19 protein-coding genes are annotated in these 21,145 nt (G+C 65.0%); 9 read left to right on the top strand and 10 right to left on the bottom strand.

Annotation, left to right across the window (positions count from 1 at the left end):
* Nucleotides 1-26: 26 nt before the first annotated feature.
* On the bottom strand, nucleotides 27-881 hold the full coding sequence (locus tag ACUN9Y_RS00960; RefSeq protein ID WP_445458805.1) for a universal stress protein: 855 nt from the start codon (nucleotides 879-881) through the stop codon (nucleotides 27-29).
* Nucleotides 882-1,030: 149 nt separating this feature from the next.
* Nucleotides 1,031-2,521, bottom strand: a complete 1,491-nt coding sequence (locus tag ACUN9Y_RS00965) for a SulP family inorganic anion transporter (protein ID WP_445458806.1) — start codon at nucleotides 2,519-2,521, stop codon at nucleotides 1,031-1,033.
* Between the two features lie 736 nt (nucleotides 2,522-3,257).
* Between ACUN9Y_RS00965 and ACUN9Y_RS00970 the strand changes: the two genes are divergently transcribed.
* The 8 genes from ACUN9Y_RS00970 (at nucleotide 3,258) to ACUN9Y_RS01005 (ending at nucleotide 10,258) form a co-directional block, all read left to right on the top strand.
* Entirely contained in the window at nucleotides 3,258-4,148 is an 891-nt protein-coding gene (locus ACUN9Y_RS00970; protein ID WP_445458807.1) for an aminoglycoside phosphotransferase family protein, read from the top strand.
* An 81-nt stretch (nucleotides 4,149-4,229) separates the two neighbouring features.
* The gene (locus ACUN9Y_RS00975) at nucleotides 4,230-5,462 is read left to right on the top strand and encodes an ABC transporter substrate-binding protein (RefSeq protein ID WP_445458808.1); all 1,233 of its coding nucleotides are present in this window, start codon (nucleotides 4,230-4,232) and stop codon (nucleotides 5,460-5,462) included.
* On the top strand, nucleotides 5,455-7,170 hold the full coding sequence (locus ACUN9Y_RS00980; protein ID WP_445458809.1) for an ABC transporter permease: 1,716 nt from the start codon (nucleotides 5,455-5,457) through the stop codon (nucleotides 7,168-7,170). The genes ACUN9Y_RS00975 and ACUN9Y_RS00980 overlap by 8 nt, the downstream gene beginning before the upstream one ends.
* A gap of 25 nt (nucleotides 7,171-7,195) precedes the next feature.
* Nucleotides 7,196-7,939 (top strand): ATP-binding cassette domain-containing protein, encoded by a 744-nt coding sequence (locus ACUN9Y_RS00985; protein WP_445458810.1) that lies wholly within the window; start codon nucleotides 7,196-7,198, stop codon nucleotides 7,937-7,939.
* A gap of 94 nt (nucleotides 7,940-8,033) precedes the next feature.
* Complete coding sequence (locus ACUN9Y_RS00990; RefSeq protein ID WP_445459078.1) at nucleotides 8,034-8,729, top strand: TIGR04283 family arsenosugar biosynthesis glycosyltransferase; 696 nt, start codon at nucleotides 8,034-8,036, stop codon at nucleotides 8,727-8,729.
* Nucleotides 8,730-8,772: 43 nt separating this feature from the next.
* Nucleotides 8,773-9,450, top strand: coding sequence for a TIGR04282 family arsenosugar biosynthesis glycosyltransferase (locus tag ACUN9Y_RS00995; protein ID WP_445458811.1), 678 nt, complete (start codon nucleotides 8,773-8,775; stop codon nucleotides 9,448-9,450).
* Nucleotides 9,447-10,028, top strand: a complete 582-nt coding sequence (locus tag ACUN9Y_RS01000; RefSeq protein WP_445458812.1) for a sigma-70 family RNA polymerase sigma factor — start codon at nucleotides 9,447-9,449, stop codon at nucleotides 10,026-10,028. The genes ACUN9Y_RS00995 and ACUN9Y_RS01000 overlap by 4 nt, the downstream gene beginning before the upstream one ends.
* Nucleotides 10,025-10,258: a zf-HC2 domain-containing protein gene (locus ACUN9Y_RS01005; protein ID WP_445458813.1), complete on the top strand. Its 234-nt coding sequence runs from the start codon at nucleotides 10,025-10,027 to the stop codon at nucleotides 10,256-10,258. The genes ACUN9Y_RS01000 and ACUN9Y_RS01005 overlap by 4 nt, the downstream gene beginning before the upstream one ends.
* Before the next feature lie 386 nt (nucleotides 10,259-10,644).
* On the opposite strand, the gene ACUN9Y_RS01010 is transcribed toward ACUN9Y_RS01005, so the two are convergent.
* The gene (locus tag ACUN9Y_RS01010) at nucleotides 10,645-11,124 is read right to left on the bottom strand and encodes a DUF302 domain-containing protein (RefSeq protein WP_445458814.1); all 480 of its coding nucleotides are present in this window, start codon (nucleotides 11,122-11,124) and stop codon (nucleotides 10,645-10,647) included.
* A 294-nt stretch (nucleotides 11,125-11,418) separates the two neighbouring features.
* Between ACUN9Y_RS01010 and ACUN9Y_RS01015 the strand changes: the two genes are divergently transcribed.
* Entirely contained in the window at nucleotides 11,419-12,090 is a 672-nt protein-coding gene (locus tag ACUN9Y_RS01015) for a DUF3047 domain-containing protein (protein ID WP_445458815.1), read from the top strand.
* Between the two features lie 227 nt (nucleotides 12,091-12,317).
* On the opposite strand, the gene ACUN9Y_RS01020 is transcribed toward ACUN9Y_RS01015, so the two are convergent.
* The 7 genes from ACUN9Y_RS01020 to glyA form a co-directional block, all read right to left on the bottom strand.
* Nucleotides 12,318-12,998, bottom strand: coding sequence for a haloacid dehalogenase type II (locus ACUN9Y_RS01020; protein ID WP_445458816.1), 681 nt, complete (start codon nucleotides 12,996-12,998; stop codon nucleotides 12,318-12,320).
* Nucleotides 12,999-13,092: 94 nt separating this feature from the next.
* Complete coding sequence (gene purU, locus ACUN9Y_RS01025) at nucleotides 13,093-14,016, bottom strand: formyltetrahydrofolate deformylase (protein ID WP_445458817.1); 924 nt, start codon at nucleotides 14,014-14,016, stop codon at nucleotides 13,093-13,095.
* Nucleotides 14,013-14,696, bottom strand: a complete 684-nt coding sequence (locus ACUN9Y_RS01030) for a sarcosine oxidase subunit gamma (RefSeq protein WP_445458818.1) — start codon at nucleotides 14,694-14,696, stop codon at nucleotides 14,013-14,015. The genes purU and ACUN9Y_RS01030 overlap by 4 nt, the downstream gene beginning before the upstream one ends.
* The gene (locus ACUN9Y_RS01035) at nucleotides 14,689-17,727 is read right to left on the bottom strand and encodes a sarcosine oxidase subunit alpha family protein (protein ID WP_445458819.1); all 3,039 of its coding nucleotides are present in this window, start codon (nucleotides 17,725-17,727) and stop codon (nucleotides 14,689-14,691) included. The genes ACUN9Y_RS01030 and ACUN9Y_RS01035 overlap by 8 nt, the downstream gene beginning before the upstream one ends.
* Nucleotides 17,724-18,074, bottom strand: coding sequence for a sarcosine oxidase subunit delta (locus ACUN9Y_RS01040; protein WP_445458820.1), 351 nt, complete (start codon nucleotides 18,072-18,074; stop codon nucleotides 17,724-17,726). The genes ACUN9Y_RS01035 and ACUN9Y_RS01040 overlap by 4 nt, the downstream gene beginning before the upstream one ends.
* A 33-nt stretch (nucleotides 18,075-18,107) precedes the next feature.
* A complete protein-coding gene (locus ACUN9Y_RS01045; RefSeq protein ID WP_445458821.1) occupies nucleotides 18,108-19,358 on the bottom strand; it encodes a sarcosine oxidase subunit beta family protein in 1,251 nt (416 codons plus the stop codon).
* 164 nt (nucleotides 19,359-19,522) lie between these two features.
* Nucleotides 19,523-20,869 (bottom strand): serine hydroxymethyltransferase, encoded by a 1,347-nt coding sequence (gene glyA / locus ACUN9Y_RS01050; RefSeq protein ID WP_445458822.1) that lies wholly within the window; start codon nucleotides 20,867-20,869, stop codon nucleotides 19,523-19,525.
* Nucleotides 20,870-21,145 lie beyond the last annotated feature (276 nt).

Consider the following 21,145-nt stretch of genomic DNA (forward strand, 5'->3'; position numbering starts at 1 on the left):
CAACCGGAGCATTGCACCCGAGTGGGTCAACGCAATAACAGTACCGGAATATTCGAGCGACGCAGCACGCTGGTAGTGGTGCTGCCTACCAGAAGGTGGCGGATGCGTGAATGGCCGTAGGCGCCCATCACTACCATGTCAATCGCGTGGGTTTGGCTGTGATCACGCAGCACGTCCTCGACCTCCCCCGCGCGGATATCGCCCTCGGCTTCATGGCCGGCCTCGCGCAGAGTGTCGAGTGCCCACTCAAGCTGGCTACGATGGTCACCGGTGTCCGCCCCTGCCATCACCACATGACAGGCAATCCCTTGAAACAATGGGCTCTTCGCCAGCAGCTCGACGCCACTACGCGTGGTCTTGCTGCCGTCGAAAGCAATCATCACCCGCTCGGGACGCACGAATTCCCCCGCCACCATCAGTATCGGTCGATGCATGCCGCGCACCACCCGCTCAAGATTGGACCCCAAGTGCTCACTGGCCCGGTGAGCGGTCTCACCGCGCTTGCCGATGACCAGCAAACGGATGTCTTGTTCGAGTTCCAGCAGCGTCTCGACCAGCGTGCCATTGCGCTGGCGACAGGCAGGCGCCTCCGCGCCGTCTACCCGGGTCCGGTCGACCGCCGCCTTGAGCATCAAGCGGCCCTGCTCCTGAGCAATCTTGGCCCGCCGTTCATCGAGGCTCGCAAGCTCCTCGAGCAAATGCTCGCGGGAGCCTAGACCAATGGTGCCGGAAAGATCGGCTTCCGCGGTCTGTGGATGGTTGTCCACCACGTGCAGGAAAGTCAGAGGCGCCGCCAGGGCAGCGCTTGCCCAGGCCGCGTAGTCACAGACCCCTTCGGAAAACTGCGAGCCGTCGATGGCGGCCATCACCTGTTCTGTCATCGGTTCGTCCTGAAGCTGGCGTGTGAAGTATCGTCACCTGGTGCGAGTCTAGCGTCGCGGCACATTCTCCGCGACGCCGACTTCCGTTCTACACCATCGGCACGGGGCGCGTCACACCGGCGCCGCTCGCCATTTTATCGTTGCTCGGCTCAGTGGCCGCCCATCAGCTTATCCACTGCCGCAGGATCGTCGTGAATGGCAAAGCGGTCGACGATGGTGGCGCTCGCCTCGTTGAGCCCGATCAGCTCCACCGCCGTCCCCTCGCGGCGGAACTTGATCACCGCCATGTCCAACGCCTGAACGGCGGTAATGTCCCAGAAATGGGTTCGAGACAGATCGATCACCACCCTGGGCACACTGTCCTTGAAGTCGAAGGCTTCCGAGAAGCGCTTGGAGGAGGCGAAGAATACCTGGCCGATCACCCGGTAACGACGCCCCTGCCCCTCGTCCAGATCATCACTGGCCACGTAGAGGAAGTTGCCGACCTTGTTGGCGAAGAACAAGGCCGCCAGCAACACCCCGACGAAGACGCCGATGGCCAGGTTGTGCGTCGCGACCACGACCGCGACGGTGGTGACCATGACGATGTTCGACGACAGCGGATGCTTCTTGAGGTCGCGCAACGAGCTCCAGCTAAAGGTACCGATGGACACCATGATCATCACCGCCACCAGGGCGGCCATGGGAATCTGCGATACCCAGTCGGACAGAAACACCACCATCAGCAACAGGAAGATGCCCGCCAGAAAGGTGGAGAGACGCCCGCGGCCGCCGGATTTGATGTTGATCACCGACTGTCCGATCATCGCGCAGCCTGCCATGCCACCAAGCAGACCGGTACCGATGTTGGCCAGGCCCTGGCCCTTGCACTCGCGGTTCTTGTCGCTGCCGGTGTCGGTCAGGTCATCGACGATGGTGGCCGTCATCATTGACTCGAGCAGACCCACCACGGTCAACATCACCGCGTAGGGGAAAATGATCGCCAGCGTCTCCATATTCAGCGGCACCTCCGGCCACAGGAACACCGGCAGGGTATCGGGTAGCTCGCCCATATCCCCCACCGAACGGATATCCAGGCCGGTGGCCAGATATACGCCGGTCAGCACCAGGATGCACACCAGCGGCGACGGCAGGCTCTTGCCGATCAGCGGGATCAACGGGAACAGGTAGATGATCCCGAGACCAGCGGCCGTCATGGCATAGACGTGCCAGGTGACGTTGGTCAGCTCCGGCAGCTGAGCCATGAAGATCAGGATCGCCAGGGCATTGACGAAACCGGTGACCACCGAACGTGAGACGAATCGCATCAGGTCGGCCAGGCGCAGATACCCCGCCAGGATCTGGAACACCCCGGTGAGCAGCGTCGCCGCCAGCAGATATTGCAGACCATGCTCTTTCACCAGGGTCACCATCAACAGCGCCATGGCACCGGTAGCGGCAGAAATCATGCCGGGGCGGCCGCCGGCGAAGGCGATGATCACCGCCATGGAAAACGAGGCATACAGGCCGATCTTGGGGTCGACCCCGGCGATGATCGAGAAGGCGATGGCTTCGGGAATCAGCGCCAGGGCAACGACGATGCCGGACAGCACGTCGCCCTTGATGTTGGAAAACCAGTCTTGCTTGATGGATCGGTACATGCAGCGGTCCATGGAAGTAGTGGGTACGAAGTCGAAGGCGGCGCGGCTCGAACGGGCACACGCAGAACGACGCGCCGGAGAGTCACCGGGCGTTTCAGACGGCGAAGTGCCGTCGACGAGGCGGGCGCTAGGGCGGAGTCATCAGCCCAAACGGGAAAGCAGGCATGGCATCCTCGTGGTTTACCGCCCCGACCGCCATCGGCATCTGGCCGCCATCCACCGCGGTGGGGCAACAGCAGAGCGCCTGGCCAGCGTCGAGGACTGTCCGAGTTCAAGGGTACGACTTACAGGAAGCCGCAAAGTCTAGCAGAAACCACCCCCATGTGCATGAGGCACGTCGACACCAGGGCGCCCCGCACAGGAACCGGACCTCGGCCCTGCAACGCACACACCTGCCCGGCCAGCGACGATGATAGTTGATTGCTCGCGTTTGGAACCCGGCCCAAGGCGTTTACAATAGGAAACACTAAACTCTGTAAGCCTGGCCGGACTCGTCCGACTCAAGGCTACCTCGTCACAGGAATGCGACATGACTCACTGCGCTCAAAAGCCGCCAACGGACGACGGCGAGGGTCCTCCTCTAGAGGCGTTGCGCGTAGCTCTCACCCGGTCGGGCCTGACGGAAGGATTCGACCATCTCGTCCCCATGGCCGATACCGGCCTGGCGCACTGGCACGTCCTTGTCCGGCGTCCCGGCCAGTCCGACTGCGTCGCTCGAATGCCAAAACAGAGTCAGATGGACCTCCCCGCCGCCGACAACCTGGCGTACCAGAGGGCCTGCTTCGAGCGCGCCCAGCCGAGCGGACACACGCCGAAGCTGTACCGCACCCTGCCCTGCGATGACGCACTACCTCGAGGCGCCTTGCTGGTCGAGGCCATAGAGGGGCGCCCGGCCCAACTGCCCGACGACCTGCCGGCCATCGCACGTGCACTGGCGGCCCTGCACCGTCTGCCACTGCCGGCCGACAACCGGCGTGCGCCCCTCGTCAGCCCCGTGGATCCGTGGCACGCCATGCTCGCCGAAGTCCGCGGCCAGGCGCGATATCTGCGCGATGCTAGCCTGGCCCCGCAAAGCCGTCGGTGCATAGACGCAGCGCTCGCGGCGCTGCCCGACAGCCTGCCGGCAGCCACCACCGATGCCGCACGCTGCCTAATCAGCTTCGACGCTCATCCGGGGAACTTCCTGATCGAGCCCGGCGGCCGTGCCGTGCTGGTCGATCTCGAAAAGTGTCGCTACGGCTTGCCCGGGTTCGATCTCGCTCACCTGAGCCTGTATACCTCCACCAGCTGGGACGTGCAGTCGCGTGCGGTGCTGTTCCGTGAAGACATCGAAGCGCTGTATGACCGCTGGCGGCTCCTGATGGGCGATGCGGCATCTCCCCACGACTGGCCGACGCTGATCGCCTGCCGCCGTGCAATGTGGCTATGGTCGGTGACCTGGTGCGCCAAGTGGCGCGCCAACCGGTCCCGCAGCGCCGATCGCAGCCACCAGGGCGAAGACTGGTCGTCGAGCCTCAGCGAACGCACCCTGATTGCCCACGTCCAGGATCGCGTTGATCACTACCTCTCGCTGCCCATTCTCGAGCGTGTGACACGCGAACTGAACGAATTGTCCCATGGGGAATGAGCCGCACACCCAGGCAGCCTCGTCTGTCGCACCGCTGCACACCATCTTGGGCTTCTTCCCCGCTCTCACAAGGACTATCGCATGACACCGCTTCGCCTCCTGAATCGACGGCCCTACGCACTGTTGGCCGCCCTGGCGTTGACCGCAACGACGCAAGTGGCCAGGGCCATCGAGCTACCCCAGGACTGGGGGTCCATTGAAGGACAAGCCCAGGGCCAGACGCTGTACTGGAATACCTGGGGTGGCGATGCGAACGTCAATCGCTATATCGACTGGGTCGGCGAGCGTCTGGCAGCGGATTACGCCATCGATCTGGTCCAGGTCAAGCTGGATGACACCGCGGCGGCGGTATCTCGCGTGCTGGCCGAAAAGTCCGCGGGCAACACCGATCAAGGCGCCATCGACCTGATCTGGATCAACGGCGAGAACTTCGCCGCCATGAAGGACAACGGCCTGCTGTACGGCCCGTTCGCCCCGCGCCTGCCTAACTTCGCCCTGACCTCCCCAGAGACCAACCCGGAGATGACCACCGATTTCACGGTGCCCACCGAAGGCTACGAGGCGCCCTGGGGCAAGGCACAGCTGACGTTCTACTACGACAGTGACAAAGTCGTGACGCCCCCCGGGAGCCTCACTGAACTGCTCAGTTGGGCCGCGGCCCATCCGGGACGCTTCACCTATCCTCTGGTGCCCGATTTCCACGGTTCGACCTTTCTCAAACAGGCCCTTATCGAGCTAGCGGAGGATCCCTCAGTGTTGTCGCGCCCGGCGGCAGAGACCAACAGCGAGGCCGTGATGGCGCCGCTGTGGGAGTATCTCGACCGACTGCACCCGCTTCTGTGGCGCGAAGGCAAGCATTTTCCGGCCAGCGGCCCCGCGATGAAAAGCCTGATGGGTGACGGCGAACTCTCCCTGGCCTTTACCTTCAATCCGTCCGAACCCGCCGCTGCGGTGGCCGACTTTCAGCTGCCGCCTTCCACGCGTAGCTATATCCTCGATGCCGGCACCATCGGCAATGTCCACTTCGTGGCGATGCCTTTCAATGCCAGCCACAAGGCCGCGGCCATGGTCACCGCCAATTTCCTGCTGTCCCCCGAGGCGCAGATTCGCAAGCAACGTCTCGACGTCTGGGGCGATCCCAGCGTGCTGGATCCCGCCCGCCTGAGCGACGAGCAGCGCGCGGCGCTGACGCCAACCGATGATCAACCGGCCCGGGTAGCCCCCGACGCGCTCCAACGCACCCTGCCCGAACCTCATCCGAGCTGGATAGATGCGGTGGAGGCAGGCTGGCTGGAGCGCTACGGCAGTGCCTGAGAACGCGGTCCATCGCTCTGCCTTCAGCCGGCTGACGGCAACCGCTCCGCTCTTGACGGTGCTGCTACTGGTGGTTCCGGTGCTTGCCGGGCTCGCCGGTGCCCTGGGCCCCGCCTTCGGTTGGCTGCCGGCGCTAGGCGGCAGTGAGCTTACCCTCGCCCACTGGCAAGCGCTGGCCGATACGCCAGGTATTGTCGACATGATCCGCCTGAGTCTCGTCACCGGCCTCATCAGCACTGCCCTGGCACTTGGCATCGTACTGATGTTCCTCGCGGCCTACGGCGAGACCCGGCTCTTTCGCCTGGTGCGGCGACTGCTCTCGCCCCTGCTCGCAGTACCCCACGCCGCCGCCGCCATCGGCCTGGCCTTCCTTCTTGCCCCCTCGGGCCTGGCCCTGCGGATCGCCTCACCGGCACTGACCGGCCTGACGACGCCACCGGATTACCTGTTTCCAGGCGACCCCTGGGGGCTATCGCTGATCGCAGGACTCGTCCTCAAGGAGGTCCCGTTCCTGCTACTGATGAGTTTGGCGGCACTGCCCCAGTGCCAGGCCGAACAGCGCCGACAAGTCGCGCGCTCGCTCGGCTACGCCCCGGTCAGTGCCTTCCTCAAGGCGGTACTACCGGCGCTCTATCCGCTGATCCGGCTGCCGGTCTACGCGGTGATCGCCTTCGCCTCTTCCACGGTGGACGTGGCCATGATCCTCGGCCCCTCGACGCCCCCGCCCCTCGCGGTCGCGGTTGTTCACTGGCTCAACGATCCCGACCTGTCACGACGCTTCCTGGCGTCGGCGGCGGCCCTGACGCAATTCACGGTCACGGCCCTCGCCCTGGCCTGCTGGTGGCTTCTCGAATGCCTGCTGCGACGACTGCTGGCAGCTCGGCTGATCGATGGCAGGCGCCGCGTCGGCCAGAGCTGCGGACGCTGGCTCGGAGGCGCCTCTACCCTGCTCAGTATCGCCCTGCTTGGCGCGAGCCTCGCCGGGCTACTGCTGTGGTCGGTGGCCGCCTACTGGCCTTTCCCTTCCGCCTGGCCACAGCCACTGACATTGTCCACCTGGCAGCGCGCCACGCCGGACCTGGCCGCACCATTATGGGATACGCTAAGCCTTGCACTGAGCGCCACCCTGGTCTCCCTATGCCTGGTCATCGGCTGTCTGGAAAGCGAAACCCTGAACCACAGAAAAATGGGCCTTGGGGCGGCGCTGGTGCTGTACTTGCCACTCCTGGTGCCCCCCGTGGCTTTCCTCTACGGTCTGGTTCAGCTTCAGGCCCAACTCGGCTCCGCGCCCGGCTGGCTGGCGGTCATGCTGGGCCATTGTCTGTTTGTCATGCCCTATGTCTTTCTGTCGCTGGCCGAAAGCTACCGCCGCATGGACCCACGCTGGTCCCAGGTCGCCGCCTCGCTGGGATGCTCCGACTTCGCCATTTTCTGGCGTGTTCGCCTGCCGATGCTGCTAGCCCCCATCGCCGTCGCGGCGGCGGTGGGGCTCGCGGTCAGCGTAGGGCAGTACCTCCCGACGCTACTGCTCGGGGCAGGCCGGCTGTCCACCCTGACCACCGAGGCCGTGACACTGGCCAGTGGCGGCGACAGACGCTTGACGGCGGTCTTTGCCCTCGCTCAGTTGATGCTGCCCGCCCTCGGGTTCGCCCTCGCTCTCGGCCTGCCGCGTCTGCTTCATCGGCACAGACGCGCCCTGCTGCCATGACCGCCTCTGACCGGAGCCCTATCCCATGATCGACCCTCGCGGTCTCTCGTTGCCGAGCCACGCCCAGCCGCTGATTCTCGAGCATCTGGACATCCGTCTGGAAAACCGGGTTCTCGTCACTCTGGACACCCGCGTGCGCCCCGGGGAAATCGTCACCGTGATGGGCCCGTCCGGGGTCGGAAAATCGACGCTGCTGGCGTACGCCGCAGGCTTTCTCGCCCCCGCTTTCACGGCCACCGGCAGTGTCCGCCTCGGGCAGCGCGAACTGACGGGACTTCCCGCCGAAGCCCGCCGCCTGGGGCTACTGTTCCAGGACCCGCTGCTCTTCCCGCACCTGAACGTCGGTGCCAACCTGGCCTTCGGCATGCCCGCTGGCGGCAAGCGTCGTGAACGTCGTACGCACGTCGCGGCGGCGCTGGAGGACATTGGCCTTACCGGCTTCGCCGACCGCGATCCCGCAACGCTGTCCGGTGGGCAGCGGGCCCGGGTGGCGCTGATGAGGGTATTGCTGTCACGCCCCCAGGCCATGCTACTGGACGAGCCTTTTTCCAAGCTCGATACGGCGCGACGCCACGAGATGCGCGACTTGGTATTCGGCCGCATCCGCCACACCGGCCTGCCGGCGCTGATGGTGACTCATGATCGCGCCGATGCAGAGGCCGCGGGTGGCCCCGTGATCGAACTGAGCGATGCCCCAACCGGCGCCAGACACGCGCACGACCACGGCGAGCCAACACCCGGCCGGGAGACCTCTCGTGCCTGCCGTTGAGCCAACTCCTCCGCCCACGCAGTCACCAGTCGAGCAGCGCAAGCTCGCCCCCTCGTCAGGCGCCCACCCCCATGAAGTCGATTCGCCAGCGACTGTGCCACGCCTGTCGGCGCCAGCATTATCGATCGTGATTCCCGCGCTCAATGAGGCGGCCGGTATCGAGACGTGTCTTGCGGCGTTGGCCCCCCTGCGAAAGGCAGGAGTGGAGCTGATTGTGGTCGATGGCGGCAGCGATGATGACACCCTGGCCCGCGCCACTCCCCTCGTCGACCTGGCGCTCTGCAGCCCACCGGGTCGCGCTCGGCAGATGAACCTGGGCGCCCGTGCGGCACGCTCGTCCAGGCTCTTGTTTCTACACGCCGACACGCGTCTTCCCGACGCCGCCACGGCTAGCGTCCTCAACGCTCTCGAGGCGTCCTGCTGGGGCCGTTTCGACGTCACCATCGAAGGGCGGCACCGCTGGCTGCCGATGATCGCTGCGGCCATGAACCTGCGCTCACGCCTGACCGGCATCGCCACCGGCGATCAGGCGATGTTCCTGCGCCGTTCGACCTTCGAGCGCATCGGCGGCTTCCCCGATCAACCCTTGATGGAAGACATCGAGATGTCGCGCCGCCTCAAGCGACAGGGACGACCCGCATGCTTGTCGCAGCGCGTCATCACCGATGGTCGACGCTGGGATACCGAGGGCGCGCTGCGTACCCTGTTCAAGATGTGGGGGATGCGCCTGGGGTACGCCTTCGGCGCGTCTCCCCACCGGCTTGCCAAGGCCTACCGCCAGGTGCGCTGAGCCTCGCTGCCGCCCTTTGCCTACTCCGCCCACGAGGACGACGATGCCCCGTCCCATCAGCGCCTCCCGCGCCAAGCCAAACCGCCATCCCTTGCCACCTGGCGACTTTCCGATGGCTATTCTGGCCAAGGCTCCGCTGCCTGGCCAGGCCAAGACCCGGCTGATTCCGGCACTCGGCGCCCAAGGCGCCGCCGATCTGCATGCGCGCCTGGTCCGGCGCACGGTCGCCACCGCCCTGGAAGCCACCCGTGCAGAAAACATCACCCTGTGGACGGCACTCGACCACGTGCACCCTCTCTTCATCGAGCTTGCCGGGCGCTACGGCATCCGTCTCGCGCCTCAGCCAGAGGGCTCTCTCGGCGACCGCATGCATCATGCATTGTCCTGTATGCGCCGTCCGGGCCTGCTTATCGGCACGGACTGCCCGGTTCTCAGTAGGAACTTGCTGATTACTTGCCACAATCGCTTATGCCAAGTAGAGGGTGTCTTTCTTCCGGCGGAGGATGGCGGCTATGCTCTGGTCGGAGTACGTCGCACAGCGGCGCGACTGTTCTCCGGCATCCACTGGGGCAGTTCGCGCGTAATGGCACAGACCAGAGCCCGTGTTGCGGAACTCGGATGGACAATCGACTGCCCAACCATGGTCTGGGACCTCGATCGGGCCGAGGACCTCAGGCGCCTAGCCGACATGGATGCCCTCTCCCAGGAGAACACGTTGTGACCGCCGACACCCTCAAAGATCGCCACGCAAAGCTAGCCGCCGTTCGTCCACGCCTGTTGTCGTTTGCCAGGATGCACCTTCGTGACCATGCCGCCGCCGAAGACGCGGTACAGGAAGCGATGATCGCGGCCATCGAAAAGAACGACAGCTTTTCCGGTCGTTCCGGATACGAGACATGGGTCTTTGGTATTCTGAAGTACAAGCTGCTGGATCAGATGCGTCAGCAGAAGCGCCACGGCAAATGGGAACCGTTCGACGAAGAACAGAGCGACGAGGCGCTGGATCGCATGTTCATGCAGAATGGCCATTGGACGGCGGATGCTCAGCCCAAGGCCTGGAGCGATCCGGACCAGGCCTTCGAGAACGAACACTTCTGGAAAGTGTTCGATGCCTGCATGCTGTCGTTGCCCGACAACGTGGCTCGCGTGTTCTCCCTGAGAGAGTTGATGGGCCTTTCCACCGAAGATATTTGTAAGGAAGTGGGCATCAAGGAAAACAACGCTTGGGTAATCTTGCACCGAGCGCGCCTGAAACTCCGTGCATGTATCGAAAAAGGCTGGAAGGAGGATGCCGCATGATGATGTGCAAGGCCGCGACACGGCTGATGTCCAAGCAGCTCGACGCACCGCTCACGACACGAGAGCGCGTAGCGCTGCGATTTCACCTGATGCTGTGTTCCGCGTGTCGCCACTGCGATCGACAGTTCGGCATGCTGCATGGTCTGGGAGAGCGTTTTCCCTCATCGCCCGGCGACGAGGCGCCGGCCACCGCCAACGACGACGCGGGTAGCGACAAGGCAAAGCACTAGGGCGCCGAAATCCGGCGCCCGAACGAGACAGACAGCCCACCGAATGAGGACGAGTGAGAAAAGCCGCGTCCAACGAGGCACCTCTGCGCCCCGCCTCCCGGCGTTGGCTCGGTTGCTCGCGCCGCCCCAGCCCGTCGAAACAAGCCCGTCGAAACAAGCCCGTCGAAACAAGCCCGTCGAAACAAGCCCGGCGGGGCAACGCTGGGGCAGGCCCACTCGACAGCTTCACACCAGCACCATTTCGAGGCTCGGCGCTGGTGTGAAGCTGTCTATTCGCGTCTCTCTACGCGCTATCTCCTGGGGCTATCTCCAAGCGCCATCTTGCCTCCAAGCGCCATCTTGCCTCCGAGCGCCATCTCACTTCTCGACTCTATCGCTGTCCGCCACTAGCGGTCACCGGCGGCTTCCAGCGCCAGCCCGGACAAGACCTCCGCGATCTTGTCGATGGGCAAGTCACAGGCCTCCAGTCCATGACGTGTCGCCAGATAGTGGGGATCGTTCCACTGGATCAGTACGCCGCCGTCATGCTCCCGAATGAGCATTTTTTGGGGCAGGTCGAGCGCCACACTGCCTTGGCACTGCATCAGTTTGGTGCCCACCTCGGGCTTGCCGAAGATGAACGTTCGGGTTGGCGGCAGGTCAAGCTCGACGCCGGCAGCATTGGCCGCATGATCGACCACCGCCATCAGGCCCATGCCGCGCTTTTCGAGCCCCGCACGCAGACGTGTGTCGACATCCTCCAGCGGCGCCTTGCTGGTGGTACTCGCGATGCCGTGCTCATTGATCTCGACGCCCTCGTCGGCGGTAACCCCGCTGGCACTTAGCGTCATGCCCAAGGCCAGGGCCGCGCTGATCAGTTGACGCATGGTAGATCTCCTTTCGCTGAGGCGGGCAGAACCCTCAGGATGGTCGAGGGACCGGCACGCCGCAAGCCATCTCCCACCGGAAAGCCGTGCCACAGCGGTGTAAGGATCAACGCGCCTGATTCGACACATTTTCCGAGACCGCTTGCCCATGCCATGGGTAGTCTTGCCCCCGCATGGAGGCGCGCCGCCCCCCGATGCACCCACCAAGACCGCGCCCAACCAACCAAGAGACCGCCGCCACGCCGAGACGCGCTTCTTCGCAACTCGATCGCCACCCCGCCAAGGGAGACTCCAATGCCCCTCCTCTCATGCCGCCTGCCCTGGTTGCTGGTCGGAACCGTTGCCATGGCCATTGGCGGCAACGCCAGCGCCCAAGACATCAGCTTCACCCCCCGAACCATGCTCGAGTGGCCGACCAAGTCCTTTTCCGGCGACACCGAATACCGCCTGACCCAGGTGGATGGCTTGAGCGTTCTCGAGGCCCGCGCCAACGGTCAGGCATCGGCCAAGTACCTGGAACGAGACATCGACTTGAATGCCACGCCGTATCTGCGGTGGTGCTGGCAGGTGTCCAACATCCACCACGGTCTCGACGAAACCACCAAACCAGGCGATGACTACCCCGCCAGGGTGTATGTGGCGCGCAAGACCGGCCTGCTGCCATGGCAGGTGGAGTCGGTTAACTACGTCTGGTCATCGTCCCGGGCGGAGGGCGCCACCTGGCCGAACGCCTTCACCGAGCGCGCCGTGCTGATGGCGGTGGAAAGCGGCGATACCAAGGTTGGCCAGTGGGTGGGAGAGGTACGTAACGTGCGCGAGGACTACCGGCGCCTGTTCGGTGCGTCCCCCGACAGCATCGACGGCATCGCCCTGATGAGCGACGGTGACAACGCCGGCGTGGACGCCACCGCCCGCTTCAGCCGTATAGAGCTTTCGGCCTCTTCGGCGGCGCCGTCCTGTCCTTAGCACGTAGAGCTTAAATCCTAGCACCTAGCATCTGTCGGGCTTTTCTGGACGGGCGGCCAGACGAAGGCGCCGACAGCCAACTTCTGACGGCCTGATATCGGCATCCAACGGCCACGCAACCACAGCAACCTGCGGGCTCTGCAGGTCCTTGCCCGAGGCTGCGGGCGACGCCATCAGCTGGCGCCTTGCACCGGCGTTCGCGGCGCCGACCTGGCCACCGCCACGCCTTAGATCAACCGATCGGCCAGGGCATCCAGGTCCGCCACGGTAAGGTCCGGCTCGATGCCCCAGGGATCAAAGGGCGCGTCGAGGCTGCGCCGAATCCAGGCCGCATGCAGCCCCGCGTGGCGCGCCCCGATCACATCGAAGGCATTGGATGAAACGAGCCAGGTATCCCCTGGCTCCACGTCTAGACGCGAGCGCAGATGGGCATAGACCGCGGGGTCCGGCTTGAAGCGCTTGACCTCCTCGGCGCTGACAACCTCGCTGAAGCGGTCTCGGATGTCCGCCTGGTCGAGCAGCCCCTCCACCGCCTCACGACTGCCGTTGGAGAACGCCACGCAGGTAATGCCGGCCTCGCCAAAGCGCTTGAGCGCCTGGCTCACCTCGGCGAATGCAGGAAGCCTGGCGTAGGTCCCCATCAGGTGGTCCTTGTCGGCCTCCGACAGCCCCGTCTGCTGGGCACGATCGGTGAACTCGAGCGCTGCACGGGTGCATTCACTGAAATCCACGTAGGCCCCCATCAGCCCTCGGCGAAAGCTGTACTCGAGCTGTTTATCACGCCAGCGCCGGGAAAACTCCAGGGCGAGATCCGCCTTGTCGCCGGAGAGTCGTGCCTCCAACTCGGCCACCACACCGTGGGTATCGATCAGGGTGCCATAGACATCAAAGGCCAATACCGTTGCCATCGGGATGCTCTCCTGCTGTGACGAAAAATTGCTGCACCGATGCCTTCAGCATGGGGCTAGTCCAGCAGGGTTTCAATCACCAGTGGCACCGGCGTCAACGCTGAAACACCACCGTGCGCGAGCCATTGAGAAACACCCGCCGCTGCACATGCAGCGACACCGCCCGCGCCAGGGTCAGGCACTCGATGTCACGCCCACGGGCGACCAGATCGTCGGCACTGTCGGCATGGCTGACGGGCTCGACGCCTTGGGTAATGATCGGCCCCTCGTCGAGATCATCGTTGATGTAGTGGGCGGTGGCGCCGACCAGCTTGACGCCCTTGTCGAAGGCCTGATGATACGGCTTGGCCCCCTTGAACCCAGGCAACAAGGAGTGGTGGATATTGATCGCCCGACCGCTAAGGCGCTCACACATCGCACTGGACAGTACCTGCATGTACCGCGCCAGAATCACGAGCTCAGCGCCACTGTCCTCGACGATCCGCCATACCTGAGCCTCCTGCTGAGCCTTGGTGTCCGGGGTGATCGGCAAGTGGTGATACGCCAACCCGTGCCATTCGGCCAGGGGCTCGAGATCCGGATGGTTGGAGACCACCGCACGAATCTCGATGGGTAGCTGCCCGGTGCGGTAGCGATACAGCAGATCATTGAGACAGTGATCTGCCTTCGACACCATGATCACCACCGGCGTCAGACGCCCGGGCGGGCTAAGCTCGAAGCTCATGGCAAACTCCCGCGCCCGCTCGCCGAAGCCGGCCTCGAACTCCGCCGCCACCAGCGTGCACCCCGCGCCGGCATCGGCCCCCGGCGGGGGCCGAAACTCGGTGCGAATGAAAAACTGCCCAGACGTCTGATCGTCGAAGGACTGCTGCTCGGTGATGTAGCAGCCCTGTTCGCGCAGAAAGCGCGTGACCACATCCACGGTGCCGACTCTGCCAGGGCACTGGGCGGTGAGGGTCCAGACGTCACTGGCGTGCCTGGCAGCGGTGCGCGACGGCCCTTGTGACGAAGGCGTCATCGCTGATCTCCCCGCTCGACGCCGATGGCGAACTCTTCCCCGGCATCCAGCAGCCAACGGTAGACGTAGTCGGCGAAGCTGCGCCTGACCACCAGCTCCCAGCGCGTATCGTCGGGGCGGCGCAGAATCACCGTGGCCTTGGCGAAGACCGTGGTCACCCCCTTGCCCGGCGGAAAGGCGCGAGGATGGACGTCATAGACGACCGACTTCATCAGCAGCTCACCGAGGGCCTCCTCATCGCCGGCAAGCTCGATCAGGGTCTGGCCGCCGGTCACGCAGCTGATCGCCGCGCTTGCCGCCCCCAGCGCCCGGCGCAGCGCCGTCTCGACCTCGAAGGCACGCCCCTCCGGCACGATGAGAAGCCACTCGTCAGGCGATAGCCACTGCACACTCAGGGCCATGCTGGCCTCACCGTCCTCGGCCGTCAGCATCTGCTGGGGACGCGCCGGCAGCCCCACGCCGAACACCTCTCGCAGGGCTTCGTCGAGCACGATGGCGCCGCCACGCAGGACCAAATGGTCAAGGTCGACGCGCTCGCGCAGCGTCACTCGACTCTTGGCGCTCGGCGCAGGCACCGTGCTATTGGCATAGGACCAGGCCAGCGGCGACTCGACGCCAATGGCATCGCCGGGCTGGGCGTCGTAGACGTTGGCCAGGCCAGTGTTCGGGGCATCAGACATTCTGGCGCTCTCCCTTAGGGTCGACGAAGATGGTGGCGGTGACTTCGGCCTCGATGACGCTGCCATCGACCTGGGGCAGGTAGACGGTCTCGCCCTGGCGCCGATGCCCGCCCTTGACCACGGCCAAGGCAAAACCAGCGCCCAAGGTGGGGCTGTAATAGCTCGAGGTGACATGGCCCGCCATGGGCATCGGGATCGACGGCGTCGGATCGAGCACGATCTGGGCGCCCTCCTCGAGCACCACCGCCGGGTCCTTGGGCCTGAGGCCCACCAGCTGCTTGCGATCCGCCCTGGCGGTATCGGGGCGTGTCAGGGCCCGCTTGCCGATCCATGAGAACGGCTTGTCGTAGCCCACCGCCCACTGCATGCCGAGATCCTCCGGCGTGACCGAGCCGTCGGTGTCCTGACCGGCGATGATGAAGCCCTTCTCGGCCCTCAAGACGTGCATGGTCTCGGTGCCATAGGGTGTCAGGTCATACTTCTCGCCGTGCTCGAACAGCGCCCGCCACACGTGCATCGCGGCGTTCGCCTGGACGTTGATCTCATAGGCCAGCTCGCCGGTGAAGGAGATCCGAAACACGCGTGCCGGAACGCCTGCGACCTTGCCCTCGCGCCAGTCCATGAAGCGGAAGGCGTCGCGCCCCAGGTCGATATCGGTGAGTTCCGCCAGCAGGTCCCGAGCCTTGGGGCCGGTCACCGTCATGGTCGCCCACTGATCGGTCACCGAGGTGAAGGTGACATCGAGCTCCGGCCACTCGGTCTGGTGCCATAGCTCCAACCACTCAAGCACCGCGGCGGCGCCGCCGGTGGACGTGGTCATCAAGAAATGGTTCTGGGCAAGGCAGCTGGTCGTGCCATCGTCCATGACCATGCCGTCGTCCTTGCACATCAGACCATAACGTACTCGCCCTACCTCGAGCTTGGCCCACTTGTTGGTGTAGACCCGACCGAGGAACTCCCGCGTATCCGGCCCCTGAATATCGATCTTGCCCAGGGTCGAGGCATCCAGGATACCGACGCCCTCGCGCACCGCCAGGCACTCCCGGGCGACGGCCTCGTGCAGCGTCTCGCGCTTGCCACCGACCTCGCGGGGGAAGTACCAAGGACGCTTCCACTGCCCGACATCCTCGAATTCGGCGCCACGCGTCACGTGCCACTCGTGCAGAGCGGTATAACGCTCGGGATCGAACAGCGCGCCACAGTGACGGCCGACGATGGCGCCGAAGGTCACCGGCGTATAGTTCGGCCGGAACACCGTGGTGCCGACTTCCGGGATCGTGCGACCCAGACACCGAGCGGCGATGGCCATCCCATTGATATTACCGAGCTTTCCCTGATCGGTACCGAAGCCCATGGCGGTATAGCGTTTGACGTGCTCGATCGACTCGAAGCCCTCTCGGGTCGCCAGCTCAATGGCCGCCGCCGTGACATCGTTTTGCAGATCGACAAACTGCTTCGGCGCGCGCAGCGTCGGCTTGTCATGGGGCACCTGGTAGAGCGCCAGTGCCTCCCCTTCCACACGATGAGCGGCCTGAGGCAGCGCTAGCGCGTCGGCCGCGAAGCCCGTTTCCGTTGCCGCCCGGATCCCGGCCTCGGCCCCGGCGGTCAAGACATCGGCCAGCGCATAGACCCCCATCGCACCACCGGCGGCCAGCATGCCCTTGGGCAGTGTCGGCACGAAGCCCAGCAGGTCGTCACGCCACTCGGGGCGCGAGCCGGTGTGGGAGGCCAGGTGGATGACCGGGCTGAAGCCGCCACAGGAAGCGATAGTGTCACACTCAAGCGCGTCGGCATCGCCGACCACCTTGAAGCCCGGCACATCGATCGTGGCCACCCGAGCGCCGCTCACACGGTTGTCGCCCTTGGCCTCGATCACCGCCGCGCCTTCGATGATGCGCACGCCACGCTCGCGCACCTGTTCGACGAGGTCGCCACCCGGCGAGCGCCTGGCGTCGGCGATGGCGACCACCTCGCGGCCGGCATCCAGCCAGTCCAGCGCGGCTCGGTAGCCGTCGTCATGGCTCGTCGATACCACCAGCCGCGAGCCCGGTACCACACCGTAGCGGCGGATATAGCTCGACACGGCATCACACAGCATATTGCCCGGCACGTCGTTACCGGCGTAGACCAGCGGGCGCTGATGGGCCCCCGTCGCCAGCACCACGCGACCGGCACGCACACGGTGCAGGCGTGAACGAACCTGGCGACGGCCATTCTTGTGCGGCGCCGTCTCGCCCAGGTGCTCGGTACGACGCTCGTGCAAGGTGACGAAGTTGTGATCGTGATAGCCGTTGGCCGTCGTGCGCGCCAGCACCAGGACATCGGGGTTGGCGCGAAGCTCTTCGAGCACGGCCTTGGCCCACTCGGCCGCCGGCGCCTCGTCCAGGGTCTCGCGCGTGTCCAGCAGCGAGCCACCCATCTCTTCCTGCTCATCGCACAGGATCACCCGAGCACCGGAGCGCGAGGCACCCAGGGCCGCGGCGAGTCCCGCCGGGCCGGCACCCACCACCAGCACATCACAGTGGCGATTCATGTGATCGTAGCTATCCGGGTCGCGCTCCGCCGGGCTGCGCCCGAGACCGGCACTCTTGCGGATGTAATGCTCGTAGGTCCGCCACATGGACGCCGGCGCCATGAAGGTCTTGTAATAGAACCCTGGCGGCATCAGCTTGCCACCGAGCTTGCCGACGAGCCCCATCAGGTCGCGCTGGACGTTGGGCCAGCCATTGGTCGAGCGCGCACTCAGGCCATCGAACAGCGCCTGCTGGGTAGCGCGTACATTGGGCACCTGGCCGCCTTCGGTCGCGCCGAGCTGGACCACGGCATTGGGCTCTTCGGCGCCGGCGGCGACGATGCCACGGGCACGTGAATACTTGAAGCTGCGGTTGACCACGTCGACGCCATTGGCGAGCAGCGCCGAGGCCAACGTATCGCCGTGATAGCCCTGATAGCGCTTGCCATTGAAGGTGAACGACAGGCGCCGAGAGCGATCGATGCGCCCGCCCTGGTTCAGACGGTTGGGCTGTCTCATGCGCGCACCTCCTCGGGGCACCGGCTATCGACGCCAGCGGCGCCGGCCGCCGGCGCCTCGCTGCCGGCGGCGGTCACCCGCGGTGACTCGCCGATCTTGTAGGTTTCGAGAATCTCGTAGGTCTGGGTATTGCGGGTCATGTTGAAGAACTTGCGACAGCCCACGGCGTGCACCCACAGCTCGTGGTGGATGCCGCGGGGGTTGTCACGAAAGAACAGATAGTCCCCCCAGGCCTCGTCCGAGCAGGATTCGGGGTCGGCCGGGCGCACGATGTGGGCCTGGCCCTTGGGATGGAACTCCTCTTCCTCGCGCAGCTCTTCGCAGTGCGGGCAGAAAATATGAAACATGGCGGTATTCCTCGCGCAGTCGGTGGTCCCGAATCAGTGGGCAACGCCCGCGGCGCCGTGCTCATCGATCAAGGCCCCGCTATGGAAGCGATCGATGGCGAACGGCGCGGCCAGCGGATGCATCTCGCCCTTGGCAAGGCTCGCGGCGAAGGCATGGCCGGAGCCCGGGGTCGCCTTGAAGCCGCCGGTGCCCCAACCGCAGTTGAAGTAGAGCCCCTTGACCGCCGTCTTCGACAGGATCGGGCAGGCATCGGGGCAGGTATCGACGATACCGCCCCACTGCCGGTTCATGCGTACCCGAGAGAAGATCGGGAACATCTCGACGATGGCCTGAAGGGTATGCTCGACGGTCGGGTAACTGCCGCGCTGGCCGTAGCCGTTGTAGCCATCGATGCCGGCACCGATGACCAGATCACCCTTGTCGGACTGGCTGATATAGCCGTGCACGTGGTTGGACATCACCACGGTATCGAGCACCGGCTTGAGCGGCTCGGAGACCAGCGCCTGGAGCGGATGCGACTCCAGTGGCAGCTTGATGCCGGCCATCCTGGCCAGCACGCCAGAATTGCCAGCGGCCACGCAGCCCACGGTCTTGGCCTCGATGTCGCCGCGATTGGTGTGAACGCCGAGGATCCGGCCATCGCGGATCTTGAAGCCGGTGACCTCGGTCTGCTGCAAGATATCGACCCCATGGGCGTCGGCCCCGCGGGCAAAGCCCCAGGCCACGGCATCGTGGCGAGCGACACCGGCTCTCGGCTGCCAGGACGCGCCGAGCACCGGATAACGAGCGTGTTTCGAACAGTCCATGATCGGCACCAGCTTCTGCACCCCGGCGGCGTCCAGCACCTCGCCATCGATGCCATTGAGGCGATTGGCATTGACCCGCCGCTGGATATCGCGCATGTCCTGCAGGGTATGGCCGAGGTTCAACACGCCGCGCTGGGAGAACATGACGTTGTAGTTGAGATCCTGCGACAACCCCTCCCACAGCTTCATGGAATGCTCGTAGAGCGCCGCGGCCTCGTCCCACAGGTAGTTCGAGCGCACGATGGTCGTATTGCGTGCGGTGTTGCCGCCGCCGAGCCAGCCCTTTTCGATCACCGCGACGTTCTTGACCCCGAACTCCTTGGCCAGGTAATAGGCCGTCGCCAGACCGTGGCCTCCGCCGCCGACGATGATCACGTCATAGGCCTTCTTCGGCTCGGGGCTGCGCCATTGGCGCTGCCAGTTTTCGTGATGGCTGAGCGCATGCTTGGCCAGGGCAAACCCGGAATAGCGTTGCATAGTGATCTCCTTAAGCGTCGGCCGGCGGCGGCAGACGCCGGCCGGGTCATGTGTATCGGACCATCTGTATCGGACCATGTGTATCGGGCCAGGTGGATCGACTCGTGCGTCTCGAGGCCGAGTACTGGCCCAGTGATCTTGGGGCAGGGTTACCGGGCGTGGCCTCAGGCCGAAACGCTCTCGTCGACATCCGCTGGCTCGGCGGCCGGATACACCGGATGACGCGCGCACAGCTCGCCGACATGGCCACGGACTTCGGCTTCGATGGCCTCGGTGGACTCGCCCCGAGCCAGCACATCGAGGATGTCGCAGATCCAGCCGGCCAGCGCCACACAGTCGTCGCGGTCGAAGCCGCGGGTGGTCACCGCCGGGGTGCCGATGCGCAGCCCCGAGGTCACAAAGGGGCTCTGGGGATCCCCCGGCACGGCATTCTTGTTGACCGTGATATGAGCCCGCCCGAGTGCCGCATCGGCATCCTTGCCTGTCACGCCCTGAGCGATCAGCGACAGCAGAAACAGGTGATCCTCGGTGCCGCCGGAGACCACATCGAACCCCCGCTCCATGACCACCTCGGCCATGGCCTTGGCGTTGGCGACAACCCGCTCCTGATAGCGCACGAAGTCCTGGCTCATGGCCTCGCGGAAGGCCACCGCCTTGGCCGCGATCACGTGCATCAACGGGCCGCCCTGCTGACCCGGAAAGACCGCGCCATTGAGCTTCTTGTACAGCGTTTCGTCACCGCTGGCCGACAGGATCAGCCCGCCGCGCGGGCCACGCAGCGTCTTGTGGGTGGTGGTGGTCACCACATGGGCATGGGGCAGTGGGCTCGGATACAGCCCCGCGGCTACCAGGCCCGCCACGTGGGCCATATCGACCAGCAGCCAGGCGCCGACGGCATCGGCGATGGTGCGAAAGCGGCGCCAGTCGACGATCTGGGAATAGGCGGAAAAGCCGGCCACGATCATCTTGGGACGATGTTCCTTGGCCAGGCGCTCGACCTCGGCGTAGTCGATCTGGCCGCTGGCCTCATCGATGCCGTACTGCACGGCGTGGTAGTGCTTGCCGGAGAAATTCGGCGCCGCGCCGTGCGTCAGGTGGCCGCCGTGGGCCAGGCTCATGCCGAGTACGGTGTCGCCGGGCGAGACCAGCGCCATGAAGGCGGCGGCGTTGGCCTGGGCGCCGGAGTGGGGCTGGACGTTGGCGTAGTCGGCGCCGAACAGCGCACAGGCGCGATCCATGGCCAGCTGCTCGACCACATCGACATGCTCGCAGCCGCCGTAGTAACGCTTGCCGGGATAGCCTTCGGCGTACTTGTTGGTCAACTGAGTGCCCTGGGCCTGCATCACCGCGAGGCTGGCGTAATTCTCCGAGGCGATCAGCTCGACATGGGCTTGCTGACGAACGACCTCATCGGCAACGGCGGCAGCGACCTGGGGGTCGAGCCGGCCAAGGTGAGAATCGGCCAGGCGAGAATCTGCCAGACGAGAATAGGCAAGGCGAGATGTGGTCATTGTTGTGGTCTCCGTGGCGGACAGGTTCACGTTAAAAACATTGTCGGTTTGCGACATTCTGGAAACGACACTTACATCCGCAGGCGAGACATTCTCGTCGAAGTGCGCTGTAAAAATCGGCCATGCCATCGCCCCCATGGGTCGGAATGCATCACAGGATTCAAGCAAACGGCGACCGACAGACAGACGCAAGGCCACCGTGTCACAGTCGCGACCCCGACAGGCACCGACTCCCGACAGTGATACACGCCTGCGCGCCCTCCAACTTGAACAGAT

The sequence above is a fragment of the Halomonas sp. V046 genome (assembly GCF_052645355.1).

Coding starts and splice junctions, on each gene's coding strand:
- ACUN9Y_RS00960 (WP_445458805.1), bottom strand. CDS start 881: ATGACAGAACAGGTGATGGCCGCCATCGACGGCTCGCAGTTTTCCGAA.
- ACUN9Y_RS00965 (WP_445458806.1), bottom strand. CDS start 2,521: ATGTACCGATCCATCAAGCAAGACTGGTTTTCCAACATCAAGGGCGAC.
- ACUN9Y_RS00970 (WP_445458807.1), top strand. CDS start 3,258: ATGGACCTCCCCGCCGCCGACAACCTGGCGTACCAGAGGGCCTGCTTC.
- ACUN9Y_RS00975 (WP_445458808.1), top strand. CDS start 4,230: ATGACACCGCTTCGCCTCCTGAATCGACGGCCCTACGCACTGTTGGCC.
- ACUN9Y_RS00985 (WP_445458810.1), top strand. CDS start 7,196: ATGATCGACCCTCGCGGTCTCTCGTTGCCGAGCCACGCCCAGCCGCTG.
- ACUN9Y_RS00995 (WP_445458811.1), top strand. CDS start 8,773: ATGCCCCGTCCCATCAGCGCCTCCCGCGCCAAGCCAAACCGCCATCCC.
- ACUN9Y_RS01005 (WP_445458813.1), top strand. CDS start 10,025: ATGATGATGTGCAAGGCCGCGACACGGCTGATGTCCAAGCAGCTCGAC.
- ACUN9Y_RS01010 (WP_445458814.1), bottom strand. CDS start 11,124: ATGCGTCAACTGATCAGCGCGGCCCTGGCCTTGGGCATGACGCTAAGT.
- ACUN9Y_RS01015 (WP_445458815.1), top strand. CDS start 11,419: ATGCCCCTCCTCTCATGCCGCCTGCCCTGGTTGCTGGTCGGAACCGTT.
- ACUN9Y_RS01020 (WP_445458816.1), bottom strand. CDS start 12,998: ATGGCAACGGTATTGGCCTTTGATGTCTATGGCACCCTGATCGATACC.
- purU (WP_445458817.1), bottom strand. CDS start 14,016: ATGACGCCTTCGTCACAAGGGCCGTCGCGCACCGCTGCCAGGCACGCC.
- ACUN9Y_RS01030 (WP_445458818.1), bottom strand. CDS start 14,696: ATGTCTGATGCCCCGAACACTGGCCTGGCCAACGTCTACGACGCCCAG.
- ACUN9Y_RS01035 (WP_445458819.1), bottom strand. CDS start 17,727: ATGAGACAGCCCAACCGTCTGAACCAGGGCGGGCGCATCGATCGCTCT.
- ACUN9Y_RS01040 (WP_445458820.1), bottom strand. CDS start 18,074: ATGTTTCATATTTTCTGCCCGCACTGCGAAGAGCTGCGCGAGGAAGAG.
- ACUN9Y_RS01045 (WP_445458821.1), bottom strand. CDS start 19,358: ATGCAACGCTATTCCGGGTTTGCCCTGGCCAAGCATGCGCTCAGCCAT.
- glyA (WP_445458822.1), bottom strand. CDS start 20,869: ATGACCACATCTCGCCTTGCCTATTCTCGTCTGGCAGATTCTCGCCTG.